We start from the raw sequence: 22,793 nt of genomic DNA, 5'->3' as shown, positions 1-22,793 counted from the left end.
GATAAAAGGAGCTACTTAAATTAAGCCGTTTGCTTAGGCTTGATACGCAGTATCTTAATACCTAAGTAAGCATAAATAACGGCTAAGAAAGGATTTATAAGGTTGAAAAATGCATAAAGTGCATAATCAAACGGATTGATTAATAGGACACTTTGCATATACGCACCACAGGTATTCCATGGTATGAGCGGGCTGGTAATTGTGCCACCATCTTCTAGTGTGCGTGACAAATTAACCGGCTTTAACCCACGCTTTTTATATTCTTCTTTAAACATCCGCCCAGGTACCACAATGGCAATATACTGATCGGCAGCAATAACATTGGTACCAATACACGTTGCAATAGTGGAGGCGATAAGAGAGCCAGTGCTTTTTGCTATTTTTAGAATACTTTTAACAAATATATCAAGTAGACCCGTTTTTTCCATAATCGCACCAAACATCAGTGCTGTCATGATCAACCATGTGGTTGTTAGCATGCCAGACATGCCGCCGCCACTGAGTAACGAGTCCATTTTTGCATCACCGGTACTAATAGTAAAACCGTCAAAAAAGGTGGTCCAAACCAGTTTAAAGTAACCGACAAACTCACCCTGAGTCATGTCTATTTGACTAGCAATTAAGTCCGATTGAAATAGCATAGCCCACACCGCGCCAATGACAGCACCAATAGAAATGGCAGGAAACGCTGGCATTTTTCGAATAGCAAGTACGAGTAATACAATTAACGGCACCAACATTTCTAAGCCAATGTTAAAGTTTTGCTGAAGAATTGCAGTTATTTGGTCTATTTGACCAGCCTCTCCCGCTGCTGTCGCGTTAAAGCCCATGAAAACAAAGATGATTAATGCAATTACAAAGCTAGGTACTGTAGTCCAAAGCATATGATGAATATGTTCAAACAAATCTGCACCAGCAACCGCTGGAGCTAAATTGGTTGTTTCAGATAATGGACTAAGCTTATCGCCAAAATATGCGCCTGATATTACAGCACCCGCGGTAACTGTCGGCTCTAAACCCAGTCCTGAAGCGACACCGAGTAACGCGACACCTATGGTCGCTGCCGTGGTCCACGAACTACCAATACTCATTGCTACAATGCCACAAATTAAACAACTCGCAGCGTAAAACCAGCTAGGGTTGATAATTTGTAAGCCGTAATAAATTAAGGTCGGAACCGTTCCTGATAATAACCATGTTCCGATAAGTGCCCCCACCATGAGTAAAATTAAAATAGCGCTAAGAGATAAGGTAATTCCCTCAATCATTGCATCTTCTAATTTTTTCCATGTGTAGCCATTTTTTAAACCAATCAGTGCTGCAGCAAAAGTTGCAAACAGTAATGCAATTTGATTCGGTCCTGATGATGAATCATCGCCAAATAAGTACACGGCGGCACCTAACAAACAAATTAATACAGCAATTGGAATGAGTGCATCAAAAAGTGTGGCACTTTTAAGTGGTTTTTCTTCAATGGGCTTCAAAATATAGACTCCTACACACATTCGATGCATGTTGATTATTTTTATTAGCACGTACGCGCATTTATTGAGCAGTGTTGATCTAGCTCAACTTTTGGTAATCCGCGATTATAACAATTTAGCAAATTATCGATAGTAAAAAAGGCGCCTAAGCGCCTTTTTTTTAACGAGCAAAGCCTTAATTAGCGCTTAGCCATACGACCGTATCTAATATAATCTTGCGTTATTAGTGCCGCTTCTTCAAGGAATGGGTCGAGCTTTTCAATCACCTCTGGTACATCGTCAAGGTTTTCTACTGGCTCTTTACCTAAACGTTTTAAACGCTCGTTAGTACGAGCTAATGCACGTGCCTCATTTTCTTCTTTTTCTTTAATACGTTTTTTCTCAACTAAAGAAATCGTTTTACGATCTTTTTCTTCGTTGTAACGGGTAATATCTTCAAACACATAATTAAATTCAGGCTCTGTTTTAATTCGCTCATCATGTTGTTTTTCAAGATGACTGATGACCGGATCTAAACGCCCTATTTGTTTATACTGTGCTTGTACTATGCTATCCCATGGCAATGCATTGTCTTGTTTGCTTTCGCCCCACTCAGCTGGGTCAATGGCAGATGGGAACGTAATATCTGGGATCACACCTTTATGCTGCGTACTGCCGCCGTTGATACGGTAAAACTTAGCAATGGTGTATTGCACACTGCCTAACGGGTTATCGTATAAATCATAAGCGCGCGCGAGGCCTTTATGCTGCTGCACAGTGCCTTTACCAAAGGTTTGTTCACCAATAATAACTGCGCGGCCATAGTCTTGCATTGCCGCTGCAAATATTTCAGATGCAGACGCGCTGTATCTATCAACAAGTACCGTCAGTGGACCATCGTAGTAGGTAATGCCATCACGGTCTTTTTGCTCTTCAATGCGATTATTTAATGTATGAATTTGTACCACTGGGCCTTGATCAAAAAACAAGCCTGACAGCTGCGTCGCTTCATATAGCGAACCACCGCCATTTTGACGTAGGTCTATAATAATACCGTCAACTTTTTGCTCTTTTAATTTAGCAAGTTCTACTTTTACATCTTTAGAAAGGTTGTTGTAAAAACCAGGGATTTCAATTACTCCAATCTTACTGGTTAGATCCGAATAGCTGGCTTCAAATACTTCTGATTTTGCTGCTCGGTCTTCCAGACGAATTTTATCACGGGTAATCTCAACTACCTTTGGCGTACCGTGAGCATCAGCGCCCTTTAAATATTGTAAACGTACTTTAGTGCCTTTAGGACCTTTTATAAGATCAACCACGTCATCTAAACGCCAACCAATAACATCAACAAACTCTTCGCCCTCTTGAGCCACACCAATAATGCGATCATCGGCTTTAATCTGCTCAGATTTGTCTGCAGGGCCTCCTGGAACTAGACTACGAATAACTGTGTAGTCTTCATCAGGCGTTAATACTGCGCCAATCCCCTCAAGCTCTAAGTCCATGTCCATTTTAAATTGTTCAGCACGACGAGGTGACAAGTATGAAGTATGCGCTTCAATACTGCGTGCTAGCGAGTTCATTACAATTTGAAATGCGTCTTCAGATTTTGACTGAACAAGGCGTTTTTCTGCGTTTTTATAGCGCTTAGTCAACACCTCTTTAATGCCTGGCCAATCTTTGCCAGTCATTTTTAAACGCAGTGCATCATATTTTACCCGTTCGCGCCAAATTTCATCAAGCTCAGCTTGGGTAGTTGCCCACGGTGCATCTTCGCGGTCATAAAAATATTCATCTTCTTCGTCAAACGTCATTTCGTTTTCAAGTAGCGACAGTGAAAATTCATAACGTTCAAAACGGCGTTTAAGGCTTAAGTTGAAAATATCAAACGTAAACCCTAACTGGCCGCTAAGAAGCGCGTTATCAAAACGGTTACGATATTGCTCAAATGAGTCTACATCGCTTTTTAAAAACACGCTTTTATTAAAATCAAGGGACTCGATGTAACGATCAAATACTTTACTCGAAAGCTCATCGTTAAATCGAACGGGTGTGTAATGTGAACGAGTAAATAGATTAGCCACTCGTTTGCTGGCTGTACCGTGCTGACTTTCTTGTTTTAACAAGGGTAAGTCTTCTAATGTTACCGGCTCTACTGCAGCAAATAACGAACCTGAAAACAGCGCAGCAAATAACGGAATGAGCGTAAACTTTTTACTCATACACAACTCCTTAATTTTTTTCGCAACTTAAATAATGTATAAGCTGTCGGCTTTGGTTTTTACTTGCATACCTGTCACTAGTTCAACGTGAACATCGTCTTTGTTTACTTCAGTGATTACTGCATTAACAAGTGCTTGGCCAAGTTTAACTTTAACCTTGTTATTAACCTTGACCTCGCCTGCAGGTAAAGGTTCAACTTTTCCTGAACGCTTAGGCGCAGCGGCTTTGGCAGGTTTTGCTGCAGCTGATGGATTTTTAGCTGAATGCGCTGGCTTCTTCTTAAAAGATTTTGCATCTGAGTCTTGACGTGGGCGTTGCTGCTTTTTGCGCTTTGCCATTTTAGCACGGCTTTCTTCCAACGCTTTTTGTGCGTGGTCGATATGCTCTTGCTCAACTTTCTCGCCTTGATTTCCGTCAAGATCAATACGGAACTCAGATTTAGTAACCGCTTCAAGATAGCGCCAGTTAGATGTGTATTTTCTAAGTGCTTGGCGTACTTGTGTTTTACTAACTTTTTCAGACCCTTCAATACGCTCAGCGATATCTTTAAAGATACCTACTTTAAGCGGCTGAATGCCTTCTTTTTGTTTAAAACATTGTGGAAATTCTTGGTATAAGAACTCCAATACTTCATTAATATCTTTTAGCTTGTTTGTGGTTTCCATTTTAGAACCTATTTAATCACATCTTTTCATCAAGGGCAGAATCAACATAGTGGATGCTCCAATCAACTAACTCTTCAAAGTCAGTTTCAATCACAGCCATATCACCACGTAAATGTTCCCAAATACCATTTATAATTTCATCAATTGAATCACAGTCTAAATCATCAGGTAGACGATCCCATGCCATGTGAATCAAATCATTGAGCGTTTCCGCTACATGTTCTTCATCCCCTTCCCAATCACCAACATCTTGAACGGCAAAAAGGTAATCTTGAACATTTAGCAAATCTTTCATTACAGGCTAGCCTCTAAGCATTTTACAAGTGCTTCAAGCCCTGCTTGATCATCAGTATCAAATCGGCCAATACTTGGGCTATCTATATCTAGCACCGCAAATACAGATCCGTTTTTCATGATAGGTACAACTATCTCAGAATTTGATGCTGCATCACAGGCTATATGACCGTCAAAAGCATGCACATCTGAAATTAACTGGGTTTGCTCGGTTGCCGCAGCAGTGCCACATACCCCTTTCCCTACTGGAATACGAATACAAGCTGGATTGCCTTGAAATGGACCAAGTACCAATTCTGTGGGTGAATCCATAAAATAAAAGCCCGCCCAATTCACATCTTCCAAAGAGGTAAATAACAGCGCGCTTATATTTGCCATATTGGCAATTATGTTTGATTCACCGCCTATCAGCGATTCAGTTTGCTTAACTAATGACTGGTAAAAATCGTGCTTTTGCATACCAAACTACTTCTTATTAAACATACAGTAGCTAAAGGTACTCTTTGTCACTAAAAATTGAAACCTTTTGCGGGTAAAAAAAAGGAAATTACATGGTTTTACGACGCACTTGATTAAATATTCTGCAATTAACTTTGTACCGATTTACGTAGACCGAATAAAAACAGCCCAGCAGCAAACCCTGACATCACACTATTGATTAAAAATATCTCACCTGTGGTGGCGCTCAGTAGGTAACTAAAAATAGCCCCGCCTAGCAAGCCTAGTGTTAATACACCAGAATAATTGACCTTAGAATATTTAAACATAAGTAAATAACCAGGCACAACAAACGCGGCCATGGTTAAGCCTACTATGTGCGCGTTAGCAATAGCCGTCATTAATAACCCTAAAAAAATAGAGACGGCATCACCACGCATTGTCAATGCATAGTAAATCCCTAACATACTGCCAATAATAACAGGAGATAATAATGAAAGTGCGACGCTTTTTGCGAGTTGATGTTTCATTGTAAGATCCTTAACACAAACGTAAATCTTTAATTTCTTAGCATGCACTAACCGCTGTAGCTTATAAATAGAGACTATGGTCGTATTTTTTAACTAAATATACTTGGCTTTGAAAAAGGTATAGCGAAAATGAGGCACAAAAAAGCCCGCAAAAAGCGGGCTTATCTGATAATGGTGGAGAGATAGGGATTTGAACCCTAGAGGGGCTATAAACCCCTGCCGGTTTTCAAGACCGGTGCATTCGACCACTCTGCCATCTCTCCGAAAGTGCATAAACTACAAGTAAGCGTGTACTCATAGTTATTTTAATAAGGTGGTGGAGAGATAGGGATTTGAACCCTAGAGGGGCTATAAACCCCTGCCGGTTTTCAAGACCGGTGCATTCGACCACTCTGCCATCTCTCCGCACGGCCTGAATAATAGGGAAACCCATGGGCTTTGTGAAGCTTTTTTTTCAATTATTTGTTCAAGTGATTAAAAAACAACTAATTTGTTTAAACATACAGCAAAAAGGGCGATTCCTATACGCCGAGTGAACTTTTATTTAAATTTAGTTGTCTATTGATCTACAAAGGTTTGCCCAAACATATAAGAGTTGGTAATCTAATTTTAGTTAAATTACAGGAACTACTTAGTTTCACTTACAGGAGCTCTACAATGGCATTTAATCAATCGTACAATACTGCAAAGCCGGTAATGTCGACCATTGAAACAAACAAAGTGCTTAAAAACACTTATTTTCTACTTGCAATGACACTTGCATTTAGTGCCGTCACCGCCGGCATTTCAATGGCACTGCAATTACCTTATTTCATGGGACTAGTGTTCACTCTGGTTTCGTTTGGCCTTCTTTTTGTTGTAAACAAAAAAGCCGACACAGCATCTGGTGTATTTTGGGTGTTTGCGTTTACAGGATTAATGGGAGCTGGTTTAGGCCCACTCCTTAATCACTATGCACAATTACCTAATGGCCCTATGCTAATTATGCAAGCGCTAGGTTCTACGGCGTTAATCTTCTTTGGTTTATCTGCTTATGCACTTAACACTAAAAAAGATTTCTCGTTCATGGGTGGTTTTTTAACTGTGGGCTTAATTGTGGTTATCGTGGCAAGTATTGTAAATATTTTCCTAGGTAGCTCTTTAATGTTTATGGTACTAAACGCAGCCGTGGTATTAATCATGTCTGGCCTAATTTTGTTCGATACGAGCAGAATCATTAATGGCGGCGAAACGAATTATATCCGCGCAACGGTTTCTTTATACCTTAGCGTTTATAACTTATTTACGTCTTTACTTGCGTTACTTGGCGCAAATAATGACTAATTAAATAGTTCTGTTAAAATAGCCCCTTTATTGGGGCTTTTTTATTGGAATAGTTTTGGCACGCTTTGTACTTTCTTTACATACTCCACCATCGGACCACGATACCACACAGCGTATTGTTAAATTTGCTCACGCTTGTTTAGCACAAGGGCATAGTATTGATGCAATATTTTTATACCAAGATGGTATCTATCATGCTTCTACTCATTTTGAGCTTGCCTCAGATGAGTTAAATTTATCCTCACTTTGGCAGCAGCTAGCCGACAAAAATATTAATTTAATGCTGTGCGTTACGGCAGCTGAAAAGCGTGGCTTAGATATCCAAAATACTGGTGTATTCGCTGTAGCAGGCCTCGCTGAATTTGCTATGTTAGCCAGTGAAGCAGATAAATGGATACAATTTAAATGATTAATGTACTCGTTATTAGTCAATCAAGCCCATTTGATGACATGCATATTCGCGATGCACTCGATATGACGCTTATTTTTGCCGCAGTTGATCAAAATATAAGTTGGTTGTTTAGCGGTCCTGCGGTGCTAGCTCTTAAAAAAAATCAAAGCCCGAATAGTTTGGGGCTTAAAGATTTTTTTAAAAATATTAAAACTCTAGAAATATATGATATTGACAATATCTACGTGTGTGAGAAGTCACTCATTGACTACGGTTTAAGTAAAAATGAGCTACTTATTGAAGTAAAAACCGTTAACTTTAATGCCCAAAAACAGTTAATTCAAAATCAGCAGCACGTGGTAACGCTATGAGCACTTTACATATATTTTCAAAACCACTGAATTACTACAGTGCAAACAGTCTCGATAATCTGATTATGCTAACAGACTCGGTTTTATTAGTGGGTGATGCCTGTTTTGCTAAAGGGCAATACAGACAATTTGCCGATTCGCTTTATATTTTAAAGGACGATGCAGCGGCGCGTGGTATCTCTTTAAATTTGAATGATAAAGCGATTAGCTATGATGAGTTCGTTACCCTAAGTTTATCATCTAAACAATCAATTACTTGGTGATTTATGCTGGAATTTAATAATCAAACAATAGACACAGATAAGCAAGGTTACCTGCTAGATCATACTGATTGGTCAAAAGAGTTAGCCGATGTTATTGCACAACATGAAAGCATTATATTAACCGAGCAGCATTGGGAAGTTGTTAACTTTGTGCGCGCATTTTATCTAGAATACAACACCAGTCCAGCCATTAGAATGTTAGTCAAAGCGATGGCTAAAGCGCTCGGTGAGGATAAAGGTAATAGCATGTACCTGTATAAGCTTTTTCCGAAGGGACCGGCCAAACAAGCCACTAAAATTGCGGGCTTACCTAAACCTGCACGGTGTATTTAATGAAACACAAAGCTACAAACACGTCATCTTCAACAAGTAAACGCAATACAGGTCGTACATATTCGCGCAGTGCTGTAAAAAAGAGCCCGATAAAAAGAGCAATTAAGCCGCAGATAGCCCAAAGCGATAAAAAAGTTATTTTATTTAACAAACCTTATGATGTCCTTTGCCAATTCACAGACGAGCAAAATAGACAAACACTGGCTAATTTTATTCCTATTAAAGATGTTTATGCTGCGGGTCGCTTAGACAGAGACAGTGAAGGCTTGTTATTATTGACCAATTGCGGGAAATTACAAAATACCTTAACCGCTCCTGGTAAAAAAACCAACAAAACGTACTGGGTACAAGTTGAGGGGGTGCCTACAGAAGCATCTATTGATGCGCTCAGTCAAGGGGTCGAACTCAAAGATGGATTAACCTTACCTGCACAGGTAAAGTTAATCGATGAACCAGCGCTTTGGCCACGCACTCCCCCAGTGAGAGAACGTAAATCAATTCCAACATCTTGGTTGAGTATCACTATAAACGAGGGGAAGAACCGTCAAGTTCGACGAATGACCGCACACATTGGCCACCCAACGTTACGGTTAATTCGCTATAGTATTGGTAAATACACACTCGATGGAATTGAAACAGGTCAATATAAAATCAGTGGACCACCAGCCAACAGTTAATACTTTACGTTAGCCTTTGCTTATCTGGTATTAAAAGCAAAGGTTAAACATGCTGTGTTATTCATGCCTTCCTAAGGCAATACAATTTCTGCCCTGCCTTTTTGCATAATACAGCGCACTATCCGTTGCTTTAAAGAAATCGACATGGTTAGTTTTTTCGCCATGTTTTACCGTATGAACTCCCATACTCACAGAGAGAAAGCCAGTAAAACTATCTTCATGAGCTATCGCTAAATCTTCAATAGATTTTTGTATTTGTTCTGCAATAAAGAGTGCACCTTGATTATCTGTTTGTGGGAGTAAAACAACAAACTCTTCTCCGCCATAGCGCGCTACAAAGTCCTCAGGACGACTGACTGTTTCTGCTAGCTTTTGCGCTACGCTATGTAAACACTTATCCCCTGCAATATGACCATACCTATCATTAAATTTTTTGAAATTATCTATATCAATAATGATCATAGAAAGTTGAGTATTTACTTTTATCAGTTTTTTAAATTCAGCATGTAATTTTTCGTCAAAACGGCGTCTGTTGGCAATTTTAGTCAATGAGTCTAAAAAGGCCATATCGCTGAGTATCTCTTGGGTTTTCAAACGCTCCGTCGCATCGTTAAATACAGCAATAAATTCACTTTCTACACTAATACCTGACACTTGCATTATCACTTTCGAACCATCTTTACATACAATTTGATAGTCATTAGCAGGAATATCGTCATTATTTTTATTTGCCTGCGCTAAAGACTCACCCCACATCGTTTGAGCAGACTCTCTATAACTAGGCTCAGGATACGCGACCTTCCACCACTGTTTTAAATTAGGGATATCATCAATTGTATAGCCAAATACATCTACAAACCGTTGATTAAGCTTTAAAATATCGCCAGTTACCATACAAACATTACACACGGGCAAAGGCAAAATAGTAAATAATTTTGCATAATGGCTCAGCTCATGTTTTCGCATTGGATGTTCAGTTGCACTACTAACAAAACGCTGCTGTTCAACGTGTTTCATTTCAAGAGAAGCATTCATAGTGGCAACAAAATGCCATTCTAACCACCACTTTTCTAGCTGCTTTAAAATGACTTGTTGAAAGGGATTAATAAAGTCTAAAGAATGTTCAATGAGTCTAAATAGCGCTGAAATAGGGTTAGGTTCTTCAAAGCGGTAAGGACGAGGAACCCTAATGGTTTGATAAAACAGTTGGTAAGCTGATTCTTTAACGTTATGTGGTAATTGTTCTGCTACTAAGCAATCATCGCGTTGTACCTTTGTTGATAACTCAACAACGTAAGATTTTACCTTTTGTGCTTGAGAAGCATAATTCATATATTCATTCCATTGACTATATTATAAATACTTATTTGAGTGTTTATTCAATTTAAACTCATCTAAAGGTATTGCATAATCATTTGGTTGTAAAGGTTTGTTAATGAACAATAATAAATATATTCTTTGATATTCTATAAATAGTACTAACACCTTAAATAAATAACATTTACTCATCATTTATAACTTAAATGAGTGTTTATAATTTAATGGCCTGACATCTTGGACCTGTTGTTCTTTGCAAATTAAAATGTGTGCAAACAAAGGGGCTATAATAGCACCGCAAAATGTGTAATCTAATCGGCTAAGTAAAAATCGACTAACAAAGAGTAAATCATCCCTAACCAACATAAAAAAAAGCAACAAAATCTATTCAATAGCCCTTCCTCTCTTTAAGCACTTACAAAATACATGCTATAATCGCGGCCTTTCCAAGTTAACAGTAATCTGTATAAGCGAAATTATTCATGAGCGAAAATAGTCACATTAAAGTCATCGTTGGTATGTCCGGCGGTGTTGATTCTTCTGTATCTGCATATTTATTAAAACAACAAGGCTACCAAGTAGAAGGCTTGTTTATGAAGAACTGGGAAGAAGATGACAATGATGAATATTGCGCTGCCGCTGAAGATTTAAAAGATGCCCAAGCTGTCTGTGACAAATTAGGTATTGAACTTCATACCGTTAACTTTGCAGCGGAATACTGGGACAACGTATTCGAATACTTTTTAGCTGAGTACAAAGCTGGTCGCACACCTAACCCAGACATCATGTGTAACAAAGAAATTAAATTTAAAGCCTTTTTAGAATTTGCGGCTCAAGCACTTGGTGCTGACTTTATAGCAACGGGCCACTACGTACGTCGTGAGCTCAGAGATGATAAATATGTTATGTGCCGTGGCCTAGATGATAATAAAGATCAAAGCTACTTTTTGTACACATTGAGCCATGAACATATCGCGCAAACGCTGTTCCCTGTTGGAGATATTGCCAAGCCAGAAGTACGCCGTATTGCTGAAGAGCAAGATTTAATTACCCACGATAAAAAAGACAGTACTGGTATTTGTTTTATCGGTGAGCGTAAATTTAAAGATTTCTTACAAAAATTCTTACCTGCTCAACCTGGTGTTATTGAAGACACAGATGGTAACAACGTTGGTGAGCATGAAGGGTTGATGTACCACACCTTAGGTCAGCGCAAAGGCTTGTTAATTGGTGGTATGAAAGAAGGCTCAGGCGAACCTTGGTATGTTGTAGACAAAGATGTTGAACGCAATGTATTGATTGTGGGCCAAGGTAAAAATCACCCTCGCCTTTACAGTAATGGCCTAAATGCCAACCAATTACACTGGGTAGATCGTGTTGGTCCTCAAGGTACTACTCGTTGCACCGTAAAAACACGCTACCGTCAAGAAGACCTAAGCTGTACCTTATTAGTCGGTGAAGATGGTATGGCACGCGTATTATTTGATGAGCCACAAAAAGCGGTAACCCCAGGACAATCTGCCGTATTTTACGCTAATGAAGTGTGTTTAGGTGGTGGTATTATTGACTCGGTGATCAAATAATGAATCAACATCAAGTCATGGCGCTTGCAGCCATGTGTCAAGTGGCTAAGCAAGTTCAGAAGGTTGCCCAATATGGTCGCGCTGATGAACAAGATTTATCGATTTTATTATCAAGTATTGTGCAAACCTCGCCAGCTTCCCCAGTAGATGTTTATCAAGGTGAACATAACTTACGTGATGGCTATAAAACATTGATGGCACAACTGAGTGCCGGTGCTCAAAAAGATGTAGAAATAGTCAAATATGTAGGTGGTTTAATGCAGTTAGAGCGTGCGCTTAGTGCTAACAGTAAAAGCCTCAATGAATTAGGTAAACGTATTGATGATATTCATCGTCGTTTGGATCATTTTGCTATTACCGATGACAGTGTTGTTGCCGGTTTAGCAGATATATACTCGTCGGTGCTAAGCCCCCTTGGGCACCGAATTCAGGTTTATGGTAAACCCGAGTTATTAAAACAGCAGCTCACGCAAAATAAAATCCGCGCATTACTTTTAGCCGGAATTCGTAGTGCAGTATTATGGCGACAAATGGGCGGCAAACGTCGTCATTTCTTTTTTGCGAAAAGAAAAATTCTCGCCATAGCTAAAACAAAAATTTAATTATCGTTCAAACTAAAATTTAGGAGTTATTATGGAGCTTTCAGCGTTAACGGCTATCTCTCCGGTTGATGGTCGCTACGGCAGCAAAACCACTGAACTACGCAGTATTTTTAGCGAATTTGGATTAATCAAATACCGCGTAACCGTTGAAGTGCGTTGGTTGCAAGCGTTAGCTGCAGCAAGCGAGATTAAAGAAGTCCCCGCTTTTAGCGACGAAGCAAATGCGCTGTTGAATGCAATTGTAGATAACTTCTGTGAAGCTGATGCTCAGCGAGTTAAGGACATCGAACGCACAACAAACCATGATGTTAAAGCCGTAGAGTATTTACTAAAAGAAAAAGTAGCTGATAATGCTGAGCTACACGCAATTAACGAATTTATTCACTTTGCCTGTACTTCTGAAGATATTAATAACCTATCTCATGGTTTAATGTTAACTGAAGCGCGTAACCACGTCGTTTTACCTTATTGTGATGAGTTATTAAGCGCCATTAAAGAAAAAGCAATTGAGTACAAAGCCATTCCAATGATGACTCGTACACATGGTCAGCCTGCAACGCCTTCAACTATGGGTAAAGAGTTTGCAAATGTTTACATGCGTTTAAAGCGTCAACGTGACCAAATTGCACAAGTAGAAATGCTAGGTAAAGTAAACGGTGCTGTGGGTAACTACAATGCACATCTAAGTGCGTACCCCGACTACGATTGGCATAACCACGCCGATAAGTTTGTAACTAGCCTAGGTTTAACACTCAACCCGTTTACCACGCAAATTGAACCGCATGATTACATAGCAGAGCTTTTTGATGCAATTGCACGCTTTAATACCATTTTGCTCGATTTTGACCGCGACATGTGGGGCTACATTGCACTTAATCACTTTAAGCAAAAAACCATTGCCGGTGAAATTGGCTCATCAACTATGCCACACAAAGTGAACCCGATTGATTTTGAAAACTCAGAAGGTAATTTAGGCTTAGCCAATGCTATCTTAGGTCATTTAGCACAAAAACTACCTGTGTCTCGCTGGCAACGTGATTTAACTGACTCAACCGTATTACGTAACTTAGGTGTAGGTATGGGTTATGCGGTAATTGCATACCAATCAACCCTTAAAGGTGTAAGCAAACTTGAAGTAAACGAGCAACGTTTGGCAGATGAGCTTGACCAAAACTGGGAGCTGCTCGCTGAGCCAATTCAAACCGTTATGCGTAAATACGGTATTGAAAAACCATATGAAAAGCTAAAAGATTTAACCCGTGGTAAACGTGTAAATCAAGAAATTATGGCTGATTTCATCGATGGTTTAGACCTACCAGAAGCTGCAAAAATTGAAATGAAAAAACTAACGCCGGCTAACTACATTGGTCGCGCTGTTGAGTTTATTGATGATTTAGTTTAATCACTCAAATCTACTAATAAAAAGCGAAAGGTACCGGCCTTTCGCTTTTTTCATTTAGGTCTTAACGTTATAGGCATTCTATGTATCAATTAAAAATAAATGAATTATCAGAGCAAGCGTTTTTAAGTCAATATTGGCAAAAAAAACCACTGTTGATCAAAGCTGGTTTTAAAGATTTTCAAGATCCACTTGATGCGAATGAACTCGCAGGCCTTGCTATGGAAGACAGCATAGAATCGCGCATTATTACTAACCACAATCAACAATGGCAATCGCATCAGGGACCATTTGACGATTTTGAAATACTCACTGATCAGCACTCGACACTACTCGTGCAAGCAGTGGATCATTGGCACCCAGAAGCTGCTCAGTTACTTGAACCTTTTCGCTTTATACCTAATTGGCGAATAGATGATTTGATGATCAGCTACTCAACCCCAGGTGGCGGTGTTGGCCCACACCTAGACCAATACGATGTATTTATTATTCAAGGTGAAGGTAAGCGCCATTGGCGGGTAGGATTACCTGACCCAACACTAAAACAATTTGCTCAAAATAAAACATTACTGCAAGTTGAAGCTTTTAGTGCAGTAATTGATTGTATTTTGGAGCCCGGTGATATTTTATATATACCACCCGGTTGTCCTCATGAAGGCTATGCGGTTGAAAATGCACTCAACTATTCAGTCGGTTTTAGAGCACCTAATCAACAAGATTTACTTTCAAGTTTTGCTGATCATATTATCGACACGGAAAGCGGCCAAAAAAGGTATACCGACCATACCCTCGCCCTACGTGATTCTAAAGGTGAGCTAACCCAAAGCGAAGTCGATAAAGTAAAAACGTTAATGCAAGCATTGCTAGAAGACGAGAGTTTATTTAAACACTGGTTAGGTAATACCCTTAGCCAACCTAAGCATGATATGGACTTAGCCCCTGAAGAAGACCCATTTAGTGTCGAACAAATACAACAACTGCTTGAAAACCAAGTAACATTTGAGCGTTTAGGGGGCACGCGTGCAATTTACCAATGCATAGGTGATGAGCTGCTTTTAAGTGTTAATGGCGAAAACTACCCTTTACCGCTATCTGATTTAGAGGCTGTAAAACAGCTAACTGATTTTATTGAATTTGATAGCAGCTTGCTGAATTCAACCACACCTAGCCTAGATTTTATCGAAACTTTTACTACACTGGTTAATGAGGGTATTTGGTTTAGCTAGGAGGAGGTCATGGTTTATACCGTTGACAAAGTTGATTGGCAAAGTGAAAAAAGTCAACTGCAACATATAAGGGAGCGAGTGTTTGTATATGAGTTACATATTCCTAAACGTATTGAGTTTGATAACTTAGATGCACTCGCTCAACATATTCTGGTCACCGATAATATGCACTCACCTGTTGCCACAGGTCGATTATGTAATGATGATTTAATTGGTAGAATCGCCGTATTGCCGCAGCATCGCAACCGCAATGTTTATAAGTCACTGCTTAGTTTCATTGTTAAATTAGCAGCGGAGCAAGGTATTGAAGCAATCAGTATTAATTGTATTTTAAACGAAGTAGAACGATTCAAAAATAATGGGTTTACTGTGCAAGGCCACGTCTTTATGGAAGCAGGTATCCCAAGGCAACGTATGCAGTGCCCTATTGCATGCTTTGAAACACGACCATTTACTTTAGTGCATTAACGAAAAAACGAGCCACTTGGCTCGTTTTTTTCTTTATTCTTGTCGGTAATCTTTGAAAAAACGCTGCATTTTCATCATTGCACTCGATAAATCATCTTTATTAGGTAAAAACACCAATCTAAAATGATCAGGCTCTGGCCAGTTAAAGGCGCGCCCATGTACTAACAATATTTTTTCTGCCTTTAACAAATCAAACATCATTTGTTCATCGCTTTTAATATTGAATTTAGCGGTATCCACTTTAGGGAAAGCATAAAGCGCCCCTTTAGGCTTTTTACAACTAATTCCATCAATCGCATTTAAGCCGCGCCAAGCAATATCACGTTGCACATATAAACGCCCACCGGGGTCAATTAAGCTATCAATTGACTGAACGCCACCCAATGCTTGCTGAATTGCATATTGTGCGGGCACATTGGCACAAAGACGCATTGAGGCAAGAATATCTAAGCCTTTAATTAAATCTGTCATTAATGCGGTGCGACCACTTAACACCATCCAGCCCATTCTCAGCCCAGCAGCACGGTATGTTTTAGCTAAGCCATTAAAGGTGATGATAGGGAGATCATCGCATAATGAACCAATAGAAGTATGGGTAACGCCGTCGTATAGAATTTTCTCGTATATTTCATCGCTTAACAGCAAAAGCTTGTGCTCTCGAGCAATATTGATCAACTCTTCAAGTAAAGCGTCACTGTACACAGCCCCAGTTGGGTTGTTGGGATTAATTAGCACCAATGCTTTGGTTTTAGAGGTGATTTTACTCTTAATATCATCAATGTCAGGAAACCAATCTTGCTCTTCATCACACAAGTAGTGAACCGGATTACCACCTGCTAATTTTACCGAGGCTGTCCAAAGCGGATAATCTGGAGCAGGAATTAACACTTCATCATCATTATTCAACAGTGCTTGAGTAACCATTTGGATAAGCTCACTCACACCGTTGCCAATGTAAATATTATCAACGTCTAAATTGTGTAAGCCACGCTGTTGGTAGTGCTGATAAATAGCAACCCGCGCAGAATAAAGGCCTTTAGAGTCACAGTATCCCTGAGCTGAATATAAATTACGGATGATATCGCGATGCATATCTTCTGGCATATCAAAACCAAATGCGGCGGGGTTACCTATATTAAGCTTTAATACCTTTTGGCCCTCATCCTCCATTTTTTTAGCTTGCACTAAAACGGGACCTCGGATGTCATAACAGACGCCGTCTAATTTATGACTCTTTTTTATTTCTGACATTGTTACCTCTAAAGAGCAAGTTAGCCATTAGACTAACGCAGTAAAGCCGTGAATTACTAGGAAAATTAAGCGCTTGAAACTGAAAAAAATTCACGTTAACACTCTTTTTTATTACTATTGAAACGCGTTTAGCGCCCAGCTAACCATGCATTTAGTTTTGCTTGTGAACCAGTAACTTGCGCCATTAATCCATCGGCTGCATTAACAGCCTGCTCGTCATTCCCATTATTTAAATTATATTCAATTAAACGAGCAACTTCGGCTAAACTTGCCGCACCAAATTGAGCGGCGTTTGATTTAAGGCTATGAGAGTGGCGAATAGCAGCCTCTTTATCTTGCCCAAGCGCAGCAATTGCTTCGTTACCCAATCGCTCAAATTCCGCACAACAAAATTCCAGCGTATCTGGAAATTGTTCACCTAATAGAGATTTCATACTTTCTAAAGCGGATTCGTCAATATTGATCTCTGTCATATTCATGCCCTTCAATACGGTCCATCGATTTTCTTCTTATCTCTTACTCTATATCTAAGCACAAAAAAAACCAACTTTATTAGTGCAAAAATGTATAATTACGGCAAATGTACCAACGAAATAGTGTATTCAATGGCACGTCCTCATTGTAAACAGTGTAACTTTTCGCTAAGCACTTGTATTTGCAGCGCAATTACCCGTGTTACTAACCAAACTCAGGTTATTATTTTGCAGCACCCCAATGAAGCAAAAGTGAGCAAAAATACGGCGCAGCTATTAGCTTTGGGTTTAACCCACTGTAAAATTATTAGAGGCGAAAATAATCAGGACTTCGCCTGTTTACAAAACCTGCCTATAGAATCGAGCGTATTACTCTACCCAAGCGAGAGCGCCGTAAAATTAGACCGACCGAATAGTAAAGAAAATCTACAAGATATTACGCATTTAATTGTGATTGATGGTACATGGAATAAAGCCTTTAAAATTTTGCAATTAACCCCGTTATTACAACAGTTTAAAACGGTAAGCTTTAGCAATATTCCCACCAACCGTTATGCTATTCGTAAAGCCCCTAGAGCAGATAGTTTATCGACACTAGAAGCAGTAGCACATAGTTTATGGCTCATAGAAGCACTAAACCCTGCGCCCTTGTATGGTTTATTAGAGGAATTAATAAAAAAACAAACCCAACACATGCCCGCTCACGTAAAAGCACGTTACTTGTAATGTATGAGCTGACATAAAATAACCGATGCGTAATACCACATCTCGATTAAAACGCGGATTTTCTCGCCAAGGCCCCGACTATCGTTTTGACGATCAAGTCGATTTTAGTGATATAAGAACCACTTTTGGTTTTCGTTCTATGGTGGTTGGTAAATGGGTTACTAAAGAAGAGCGCTTTATTAGTGCCAACTTAATTTATGATGCGCTGGCTGATTTAGCGCAGATTTTGCATTTACCACCCACTGCCATTGGCCTGCGTGGCAAACTTAATCTCGCTTTTGGTCACGGTGGACAAAAAGGCGTGCAAGCACATTATAATGCGTATGACCAAACCTTAGCACTGGCTAAAAATGCAGGCGGTGGCGCTTTAGCCCATGAATGGTTTCATGCTTTTGATCATCATATTAGTGAGCATTTGTTTAAATCAAAAACCCGCTTTGGTTTCGCTTCTAAGTTATGGTTATCACACTCTCCCGACTTAAGCCATCCACTTAATGATGCACTTAATGAATTTTATAAACAGGTGTTTTTAGAGCAAAGCGGTGAACATGCCAATGAATTTGTAAATAAATGCATTGCGTTTGATAAAGCGCATAATCAGCAGTATATGAGTATGCCAGAGGAGCTTGCTGCTCGGTGTTTTGAAGCCTGTATCAACGAGCATCAAACAATCAAAAACAGTTTCTTAGTCGGCGGTTTGAGTAATAATAACTTAATTTATCCTGAGCTAAAGCATACGTTACTCGCCAATGAAGCGCTTAACCATTATTTTCAACTATTAGGTTATGCGCTTCATCAACTAGAAAAATAAGCTATTGTTTAGCTTAGTTATTTATCGTCACTGATACGGCTTGCTACCGCACTATTCTGATCTTTATATTTTGCATCAATGCGGGTGTTATAAGGGCTTTCACATGGACCGGTAAGTGTTTCAAAACTCATTGCGCCAATTTTCATCATAGGTCTGAGCGCAAGCGGCAGCTTACCAGAGTTATAAAACTCTAAAACAATATTACCACTCCAACCAGGATCGATTCTGTGTGCTGTAACATGCACCATTAAACCCAAACGTGCTAGCGATGAACGCCCGTCTAACCAACCAACAATGTCTGCAGGTAGGGTTACTTTTTCATAGGTTATTGCCAACGCAAGCTCGCCAGGATGTAGAAAAAACGCTTCGCCTTCAGCTAATACAATTTCGTCGCTCATGATTGATTCTAACGCTTTATTAAGCTGATCTTTTGGACCACTTAAATCAACATAAGCGGCATTATGGGCATGAAATGTTCTAAACTTATTGCCTAAGCGAAGATCAGCGGTAACCCCTGAAATCATTTCACTCGTTGGCGCGGGCTCGATAACAATACGCCCATCGTTTAAGTATTCTTTAATATGTGTATCTGAAAGTCTCATTTTTAATCTTCCGTAATCACAACTTCAATCGCGTTGTGATGTTGTTGATAGTAAAGCGTGCTGGCAATCAATCGTGCGGCCGCGCTGTAAGTTTTGCTAATAGCCGCATCTGTATCATCGGCAATCAACTTACCTTGCTCAGAGGATTCTCTGATATCAATCGCAAGCGGAATATGCGAAAGCACAGGCACACCATGCTTAAGCGCTAATTTTTGTGCACCGTCTTTACCAAATACATGATTGGCCTCGCCGCAATGCCCACAAATGTAATGGCTCATATTTTCAATCAAACCGAGCACTGGCACATTTACCTTATTAAACATAGCAATACCCTTTTGCGCATCAGCAAGCGCTAAGTCTTGTGGCGTCGTGACAATCACGGTGCCACTGGCTGGCACTTTTTGGCTCATGGTTAATTGAATATCACCGGTACCTGGTGGCATATCTACAATTAAATAATCAAGTTCACCCCAATCGGTTTCATTTAAAAGCTGACTAAGCGCGCCTGAGGCCATTGGGCCACGCCATACGGTGGCATCATCGCTGGGGACTAAAAAACCGATAGATTGCGCTTTAATACCATTGGCATCAAACGGTTGTAATTGTTTATTGTCTTTTGTAACCGGCTCACTGCCAACTAATCCTAACAACATAGGAATTGACGGACCATAAATGTCGGCATCCAGTATGCCTACTTTTGCGCCTTCATTTTTAAGCGAGCCCGCCAGATTAACGGCCGTAGTAGATTTACCCACCCCACCTTTTCCTGAGGCAACTAAAACAATATGTTTAATGGCTTTAAATTTCGCAGCCTCTTTAAGGTGAACACTGGCCGTTACGCTCACATCAACCTTTAAACGCTCAGTCAAAAATTGAGCCACGTGCGGCATTTCAGATTGCGCCGCAAAAGGGAGAATGAGTTTAACCGTAATTGATTTATCGGTGTTTTGAGTGATATCAGCAATGAAATCTTGCTCAATACCCACAGCGAAAGCGGCACTGCGATAGGCCGCTAGAGCAGAAATAATCGGTTGTTTTTGCACCGATTTTGCAGAGAATAGTTTCGACAGTCCAAACATAGCAATAAAATAGCGTTTCTTTGATGAAAAGTGCCACGGAATTATGTAACATTCAGGGCATTAACACCAGTCAATTAGTAAATATCGATAAGCAGTGTGCTCTGTTATCACTTTGCTTATCGATAATGTAATAATTTTCATCTGTTCCTGACTAGGAACGCTTAATTCGGAATGATTATGGCACAGCGAAAGATCCTGATTACTAGCGCATTACCTTATGCCAATGGCCCTACACATTTAGGGCATTTATTAGAGTATATTCAAACTGATATTTGGTCGCGTTTTCAAAAACTACAAGGCCACGAAGCGTACTATGTGTGCGCCGATGATGCTCATGGCACACCTATTATGCTTAATGCGCAAAAGCAAGGGATCACGCCTGAGGAAATGGTAAAAAACGTTAGCATCGAGCGCCAACGCGACTTTGCTGACTTTAATATCAAATTTGATAATTACCACAGTACCCATAGCCAAGAGAATAAAGAATTTAGTGAGCTTATTTATAACCGCCTTAACGATGCAGGTCATATCAAAAAGCACACTATTTCACAGTTATTCGATCCAGAAAAAGGCATTTTTCTGCCAGATCGCTTTGTCACAGGCACGTGTCCTACATGTAAATCGGAAGATCAGAACGGGGATAGCTGTGATGCCTGTGGCGCAACCTACAGCCCAACCGAGCTGATTAACCCACGCTCTGTCATGTCGGGTGCTGAGCCTATCTTAAAAGATTCTGAGCATTACTTTTTTGACTTACCCGCCTTTGAAGACATGCTTAAAGAGTGGCTACATTCAGGCACAATTCAACAAGAAATGGCCAACAAGTTAGATGAGTGGTTTGCCGATGGCCTACAGCAGTGGGACATTAGCCGTGATGCACCTTATTTTGGTTTTGAAATTCCAAACGCACCAGGTAAATACTTTTACGTATGGCTAGATGCGCCTATTGGTTACATGGCGAGCTTTAAAAACTTATGTGATAAACAAGGCATCGACTTTGATGCATTTTGGCAAGAAGGCTCAGACGCTGAGCTTTATCACTTTATTGGTAAAGACATCATCTATTTCCACAGCCTATTTTGGCCTGCGATGTTAGAAGGCGCTCAATTTAGAAAGCCAACTAACGTATTCGCCCATGGTTTTGTTACGGTCAATGGCGCAAAAATGTCTAAATCAAAAGGCACGTTTATTAAAGCGCGTACTTATTTAGATAACCTAGACCCAGAATTTTTACGTTACTACTACGCAGCTAAACTTAATAGTGGCATTACCGATTTAGATTTAAACCTTGAAGATTTTGCACAACGTGTAAACTCAGACTTAGTGGGTAAAGTAGTGAATATTGCCAGTCGTTGTGCTGGTTTTATTACTAAAAAGTTCGACGGTAAGCTGAGCAATACAGTTATGCAACCTCAATTGCTTGCAGAATTCCAGAACGCATCAGCGACAATCACCGAATATTACGAGAACCGTGAATACAGCCGCGCAATCCGTGAAATTATGGCGCTTGCTGATAAAGCAAACCAGTTCATTGATAATGCCGCGCCTTGGGTGCTTATTAAAGATGAGTCAAAGCAAGAAGAAGCGCATCAGGTTTGTTCACTAGGACTTAACTTATTTCGCGTGTTGATCACTTACTTAAAACCAGTGCTACCTGGCATGGCAAGTAATGTTGAAGCCTTTTTAAATGATGAATTATCTTGGCAGGGTGCGCAAATAGCGTTAGTAAACCACCCTATCAATAAATTTAAGCCGTTAATGCAACGTGTAGAAATGGATAAAGTGAATAAAATGGTTGAAGAATCAAAAGAAAGTTTAGTTGCTGAAAAAGACAAAATCGATCCTAATAGCCCGCTTGCGAAAGAGCCTATTAGCGAAGAGATTGAGTTTGATGACTTTGCAAAGGTAGACCTGCGTGTTGCTAAAATTGCCAAAGCAGAGCACGTAGAAGGCGCTGACAAACTACTTAAGTTAACCCTTGATTTAGGCGGTGAAACTCGCCAAGTGTTTGCTGGAATTAAATCGGCTTACGCACCAGAAGACATTGAAGGTAAATTAACGGTAATGGTTGCTAATCTTAAACCACGTAAAATGCGTTTTGGAATGTCTGAAGGTATGGTACTTGCTGCAGGCCCTGGTGGTAAAGAAATTTACATTCTTAACCCAGACGACGGCTCTGAGCCGGGTATGCGCGTAATGTAATTATTATCGCTTAAAGCCGCTAATATTTAGCGGCTTTTTTTTCATCTGTTATTTAGCTATTTTAATGAGAATTTTTAACG

Annotated in this window: 25 protein-coding genes and 2 tRNA genes; 14 read left to right on the top strand and 13 right to left on the bottom strand. The window is 39.9% G+C overall.

Annotated features, from left to right (window positions below):
• Positions 1-20: 20 nt before the first annotated feature.
• The 8 genes from nhaC to ND6B_RS10415 all read right to left on the bottom strand — a co-directional run bounded on the left by nhaC (position 21) and on the right by ND6B_RS10415 (position 6,021).
• Positions 21-1,505 carry a Na+/H+ antiporter NhaC gene (gene nhaC / locus ND6B_RS10380; protein ID WP_033103383.1) on the bottom strand — a complete coding sequence of 495 codons (1,485 nt, stop codon included), beginning with the start codon at positions 1,503-1,505 and terminating at the stop codon, positions 21-23.
• Positions 1,506-1,663: 158 nt separating this feature from the next.
• The gene (prc, locus tag ND6B_RS10385) at positions 1,664-3,688 is read right to left on the bottom strand and encodes a carboxy terminal-processing peptidase (protein WP_033103382.1); all 2,025 of its coding nucleotides are present in this window, start codon (positions 3,686-3,688) and stop codon (positions 1,664-1,666) included.
• A gap of 27 nt (positions 3,689-3,715) precedes the next feature.
• A complete protein-coding gene (proQ, locus tag ND6B_RS10390; protein ID WP_008112041.1) occupies positions 3,716-4,354 on the bottom strand; it encodes an RNA chaperone ProQ in 639 nt (212 codons plus the stop codon).
• A 16-nt stretch (positions 4,355-4,370) separates the two neighbouring features.
• Complete coding sequence (locus ND6B_RS10395) at positions 4,371-4,649, bottom strand: hypothetical protein (RefSeq protein ID WP_033103381.1); 279 nt, start codon at positions 4,647-4,649, stop codon at positions 4,371-4,373.
• The gene (locus ND6B_RS10400; RefSeq protein ID WP_033103380.1) at positions 4,649-5,107 is read right to left on the bottom strand and encodes a GAF domain-containing protein; all 459 of its coding nucleotides are present in this window, start codon (positions 5,105-5,107) and stop codon (positions 4,649-4,651) included. Before ND6B_RS10400 ends, ND6B_RS10395 begins: the two co-directional genes overlap by 1 nt.
• 128 nt (positions 5,108-5,235) lie before the next feature.
• Entirely contained in the window at positions 5,236-5,616 is a 381-nt protein-coding gene (locus ND6B_RS10405) for a hypothetical protein (RefSeq protein WP_008112036.1), read from the bottom strand.
• 172 nt (positions 5,617-5,788) lie between these two features.
• Positions 5,789-5,879 (bottom strand) — tRNA-Ser (locus ND6B_RS10410).
• 51 nt (positions 5,880-5,930) lie between these two features.
• A tRNA-Ser gene (locus ND6B_RS10415) sits at positions 5,931-6,021 on the bottom strand.
• A 252-nt stretch (positions 6,022-6,273) separates the two neighbouring features.
• On the opposite strand from ND6B_RS10415, the gene ND6B_RS10420 reads away from it, so the two are divergent.
• The 6 genes from ND6B_RS10420 to ND6B_RS10445 are packed head-to-tail and all read left to right on the top strand — an operon-like array spanning position 6,274 to position 8,974.
• Positions 6,274-6,939, top strand: coding sequence for a Bax inhibitor-1/YccA family protein (locus ND6B_RS10420; RefSeq protein WP_008112034.1), 666 nt, complete (start codon positions 6,274-6,276; stop codon positions 6,937-6,939).
• A gap of 55 nt (positions 6,940-6,994) precedes the next feature.
• Positions 6,995-7,348 carry a sulfurtransferase complex subunit TusD gene (gene tusD, locus ND6B_RS10425; RefSeq protein WP_033103379.1) on the top strand — a complete coding sequence of 118 codons (354 nt, stop codon included), beginning with the start codon at positions 6,995-6,997 and terminating at the stop codon, positions 7,346-7,348.
• Positions 7,345-7,701, top strand: a complete 357-nt coding sequence (tusC, locus tag ND6B_RS10430) for a sulfurtransferase complex subunit TusC (RefSeq protein WP_033103378.1) — start codon at positions 7,345-7,347, stop codon at positions 7,699-7,701. Before tusD ends, tusC begins: the two co-directional genes overlap by 4 nt.
• Positions 7,698-7,964: a DsrH/TusB family sulfur metabolism protein gene (locus ND6B_RS10435; RefSeq protein ID WP_028835169.1), complete on the top strand. Its 267-nt coding sequence runs from the start codon at positions 7,698-7,700 to the stop codon at positions 7,962-7,964. Before tusC ends, ND6B_RS10435 begins: the two co-directional genes overlap by 4 nt.
• A gap of 3 nt (positions 7,965-7,967) precedes the next feature.
• Positions 7,968-8,297: a TusE/DsrC/DsvC family sulfur relay protein gene (locus tag ND6B_RS10440; protein ID WP_008112024.1), complete on the top strand. Its 330-nt coding sequence runs from the start codon at positions 7,968-7,970 to the stop codon at positions 8,295-8,297.
• Positions 8,297-8,974 (top strand): rRNA large subunit pseudouridine synthase E, encoded by a 678-nt coding sequence (locus tag ND6B_RS10445; protein WP_033103377.1) that lies wholly within the window; start codon positions 8,297-8,299, stop codon positions 8,972-8,974. The genes ND6B_RS10440 and ND6B_RS10445 overlap by 1 nt, the downstream gene beginning before the upstream one ends.
• A 57-nt stretch (positions 8,975-9,031) precedes the next feature.
• Here ND6B_RS10445 and ND6B_RS10450 read toward each other — a convergent pair whose 3' ends face one another.
• Entirely contained in the window at positions 9,032-10,306 is a 1,275-nt protein-coding gene (locus tag ND6B_RS10450; RefSeq protein WP_024603062.1) for a sensor domain-containing diguanylate cyclase, read from the bottom strand.
• 467 nt (positions 10,307-10,773) lie between these two features.
• On the opposite strand from ND6B_RS10450, the gene mnmA reads away from it, so the two are divergent.
• The 5 genes from mnmA to ND6B_RS10475 all read left to right on the top strand — a co-directional run bounded on the left by mnmA (position 10,774) and on the right by ND6B_RS10475 (position 15,569).
• Entirely contained in the window at positions 10,774-11,874 is a 1,101-nt protein-coding gene (gene mnmA / locus ND6B_RS10455) for a tRNA 2-thiouridine(34) synthase MnmA (protein WP_008113585.1), read from the top strand.
• Positions 11,874-12,476: a high frequency lysogenization protein HflD gene (gene hflD, locus ND6B_RS10460; RefSeq protein WP_033103376.1), complete on the top strand. Its 603-nt coding sequence runs from the start codon at positions 11,874-11,876 to the stop codon at positions 12,474-12,476. Before mnmA ends, hflD begins: the two co-directional genes overlap by 1 nt.
• A 31-nt stretch (positions 12,477-12,507) precedes the next feature.
• Positions 12,508-13,878, top strand: a complete 1,371-nt coding sequence (gene purB / locus ND6B_RS10465; RefSeq protein ID WP_033103375.1) for an adenylosuccinate lyase — start codon at positions 12,508-12,510, stop codon at positions 13,876-13,878.
• Between the two features lie 80 nt (positions 13,879-13,958).
• Complete coding sequence (locus tag ND6B_RS10470; protein WP_033103374.1) at positions 13,959-15,101, top strand: ribosomal protein uL16 3-hydroxylase; 1,143 nt, start codon at positions 13,959-13,961, stop codon at positions 15,099-15,101.
• 9 nt (positions 15,102-15,110) lie between these two features.
• The gene (locus ND6B_RS10475) at positions 15,111-15,569 is read left to right on the top strand and encodes a GNAT family N-acetyltransferase (RefSeq protein ID WP_033103373.1); all 459 of its coding nucleotides are present in this window, start codon (positions 15,111-15,113) and stop codon (positions 15,567-15,569) included.
• A gap of 33 nt (positions 15,570-15,602) precedes the next feature.
• Here the strand turns inward: ND6B_RS10475 and ND6B_RS10480 are convergent, their stop codons facing one another.
• Entirely contained in the window at positions 15,603-16,820 is a 1,218-nt protein-coding gene (locus ND6B_RS10480; RefSeq protein ID WP_016900382.1) for a pyridoxal phosphate-dependent aminotransferase, read from the bottom strand.
• A 128-nt stretch (positions 16,821-16,948) separates the two neighbouring features.
• Positions 16,949-17,293, bottom strand: a complete 345-nt coding sequence (locus ND6B_RS10485) for an Hpt domain-containing protein (protein ID WP_033103372.1) — start codon at positions 17,291-17,293, stop codon at positions 16,949-16,951.
• Between the two features lie 132 nt (positions 17,294-17,425).
• Here ND6B_RS10485 and ND6B_RS10490 point away from each other — a divergent pair, with 132 nt between their 5' ends.
• Together ND6B_RS10490 and ND6B_RS10495 are read left to right on the top strand one after the other, a co-directional pair.
• Positions 17,426-18,019 carry a tRNA-uridine aminocarboxypropyltransferase gene (locus ND6B_RS10490; protein WP_033103494.1) on the top strand — a complete coding sequence of 198 codons (594 nt, stop codon included), beginning with the start codon at positions 17,426-17,428 and terminating at the stop codon, positions 18,017-18,019.
• Between the two features lie 25 nt (positions 18,020-18,044).
• Entirely contained in the window at positions 18,045-18,830 is a 786-nt protein-coding gene (locus tag ND6B_RS10495; RefSeq protein WP_033103371.1) for a CLCA_X family protein, read from the top strand.
• A gap of 17 nt (positions 18,831-18,847) precedes the next feature.
• Here the strand turns inward: ND6B_RS10495 and dcd are convergent, their stop codons facing one another.
• Both dcd and apbC read right to left on the bottom strand, forming a co-directional pair.
• The gene (gene dcd, locus ND6B_RS10500) at positions 18,848-19,432 is read right to left on the bottom strand and encodes a dCTP deaminase (protein ID WP_013465052.1); all 585 of its coding nucleotides are present in this window, start codon (positions 19,430-19,432) and stop codon (positions 18,848-18,850) included.
• A gap of 2 nt (positions 19,433-19,434) precedes the next feature.
• Positions 19,435-20,511: an iron-sulfur cluster carrier protein ApbC gene (gene apbC / locus ND6B_RS10505; protein WP_033103370.1), complete on the bottom strand. Its 1,077-nt coding sequence runs from the start codon at positions 20,509-20,511 to the stop codon at positions 19,435-19,437.
• A gap of 177 nt (positions 20,512-20,688) precedes the next feature.
• Between apbC and metG the strand changes: the two genes are divergently transcribed.
• Positions 20,689-22,713 (top strand): methionine--tRNA ligase, encoded by a 2,025-nt coding sequence (gene metG, locus ND6B_RS10510; protein WP_033103369.1) that lies wholly within the window; start codon positions 20,689-20,691, stop codon positions 22,711-22,713.
• The last annotated feature ends 80 nt before the right edge of the window (positions 22,714-22,793 follow it).

The organism is Pseudoalteromonas sp. ND6B, from assembly GCF_000764215.1.
Lineage (GTDB): Bacteria > Pseudomonadota > Gammaproteobacteria > Enterobacterales > Alteromonadaceae > Pseudoalteromonas > Pseudoalteromonas tetraodonis.
This window is presented reverse-complemented; position numbering and strand designations above follow the sequence as displayed.

Coding starts and splice junctions, on each gene's coding strand:
- nhaC (WP_033103383.1), bottom strand. CDS start 1,505: ATGTGTGTAGGAGTCTATATTTTGAAGCCCATTGAAGAAAAACCACTT.
- prc (WP_033103382.1), bottom strand. CDS start 3,688: ATGAGTAAAAAGTTTACGCTCATTCCGTTATTTGCTGCGCTGTTTTCA.
- proQ (WP_008112041.1), bottom strand. CDS start 4,354: ATGGAAACCACAAACAAGCTAAAAGATATTAATGAAGTATTGGAGTTC.
- ND6B_RS10395 (WP_033103381.1), bottom strand. CDS start 4,649: ATGAAAGATTTGCTAAATGTTCAAGATTACCTTTTTGCCGTTCAAGAT.
- ND6B_RS10400 (WP_033103380.1), bottom strand. CDS start 5,107: ATGCAAAAGCACGATTTTTACCAGTCATTAGTTAAGCAAACTGAATCG.
- ND6B_RS10405 (WP_008112036.1), bottom strand. CDS start 5,616: ATGAAACATCAACTCGCAAAAAGCGTCGCACTTTCATTATTATCTCCT.
- ND6B_RS10420 (WP_008112034.1), top strand. CDS start 6,274: ATGGCATTTAATCAATCGTACAATACTGCAAAGCCGGTAATGTCGACC.
- tusC (WP_033103378.1), top strand. CDS start 7,345: ATGATTAATGTACTCGTTATTAGTCAATCAAGCCCATTTGATGACATG.
- ND6B_RS10435 (WP_028835169.1), top strand. CDS start 7,698: ATGAGCACTTTACATATATTTTCAAAACCACTGAATTACTACAGTGCA.
- ND6B_RS10440 (WP_008112024.1), top strand. CDS start 7,968: ATGCTGGAATTTAATAATCAAACAATAGACACAGATAAGCAAGGTTAC.
- ND6B_RS10445 (WP_033103377.1), top strand. CDS start 8,297: ATGAAACACAAAGCTACAAACACGTCATCTTCAACAAGTAAACGCAAT.
- ND6B_RS10450 (WP_024603062.1), bottom strand. CDS start 10,306: ATGAATTATGCTTCTCAAGCACAAAAGGTAAAATCTTACGTTGTTGAG.
- mnmA (WP_008113585.1), top strand. CDS start 10,774: ATGAGCGAAAATAGTCACATTAAAGTCATCGTTGGTATGTCCGGCGGT.
- hflD (WP_033103376.1), top strand. CDS start 11,874: ATGAATCAACATCAAGTCATGGCGCTTGCAGCCATGTGTCAAGTGGCT.
- purB (WP_033103375.1), top strand. CDS start 12,508: ATGGAGCTTTCAGCGTTAACGGCTATCTCTCCGGTTGATGGTCGCTAC.
- ND6B_RS10470 (WP_033103374.1), top strand. CDS start 13,959: ATGTATCAATTAAAAATAAATGAATTATCAGAGCAAGCGTTTTTAAGT.
- ND6B_RS10475 (WP_033103373.1), top strand. CDS start 15,111: ATGGTTTATACCGTTGACAAAGTTGATTGGCAAAGTGAAAAAAGTCAA.
- ND6B_RS10480 (WP_016900382.1), bottom strand. CDS start 16,820: ATGTCAGAAATAAAAAAGAGTCATAAATTAGACGGCGTCTGTTATGAC.
- ND6B_RS10485 (WP_033103372.1), bottom strand. CDS start 17,293: ATGACAGAGATCAATATTGACGAATCCGCTTTAGAAAGTATGAAATCT.
- ND6B_RS10490 (WP_033103494.1), top strand. CDS start 17,426: ATGGCACGTCCTCATTGTAAACAGTGTAACTTTTCGCTAAGCACTTGT.
- ND6B_RS10495 (WP_033103371.1), top strand. CDS start 18,045: ATGCGTAATACCACATCTCGATTAAAACGCGGATTTTCTCGCCAAGGC.
- dcd (WP_013465052.1), bottom strand. CDS start 19,432: ATGAGACTTTCAGATACACATATTAAAGAATACTTAAACGATGGGCGT.
- apbC (WP_033103370.1), bottom strand. CDS start 20,511: ATGTTTGGACTGTCGAAACTATTCTCTGCAAAATCGGTGCAAAAACAA.
- metG (WP_033103369.1), top strand. CDS start 20,689: ATGGCACAGCGAAAGATCCTGATTACTAGCGCATTACCTTATGCCAAT.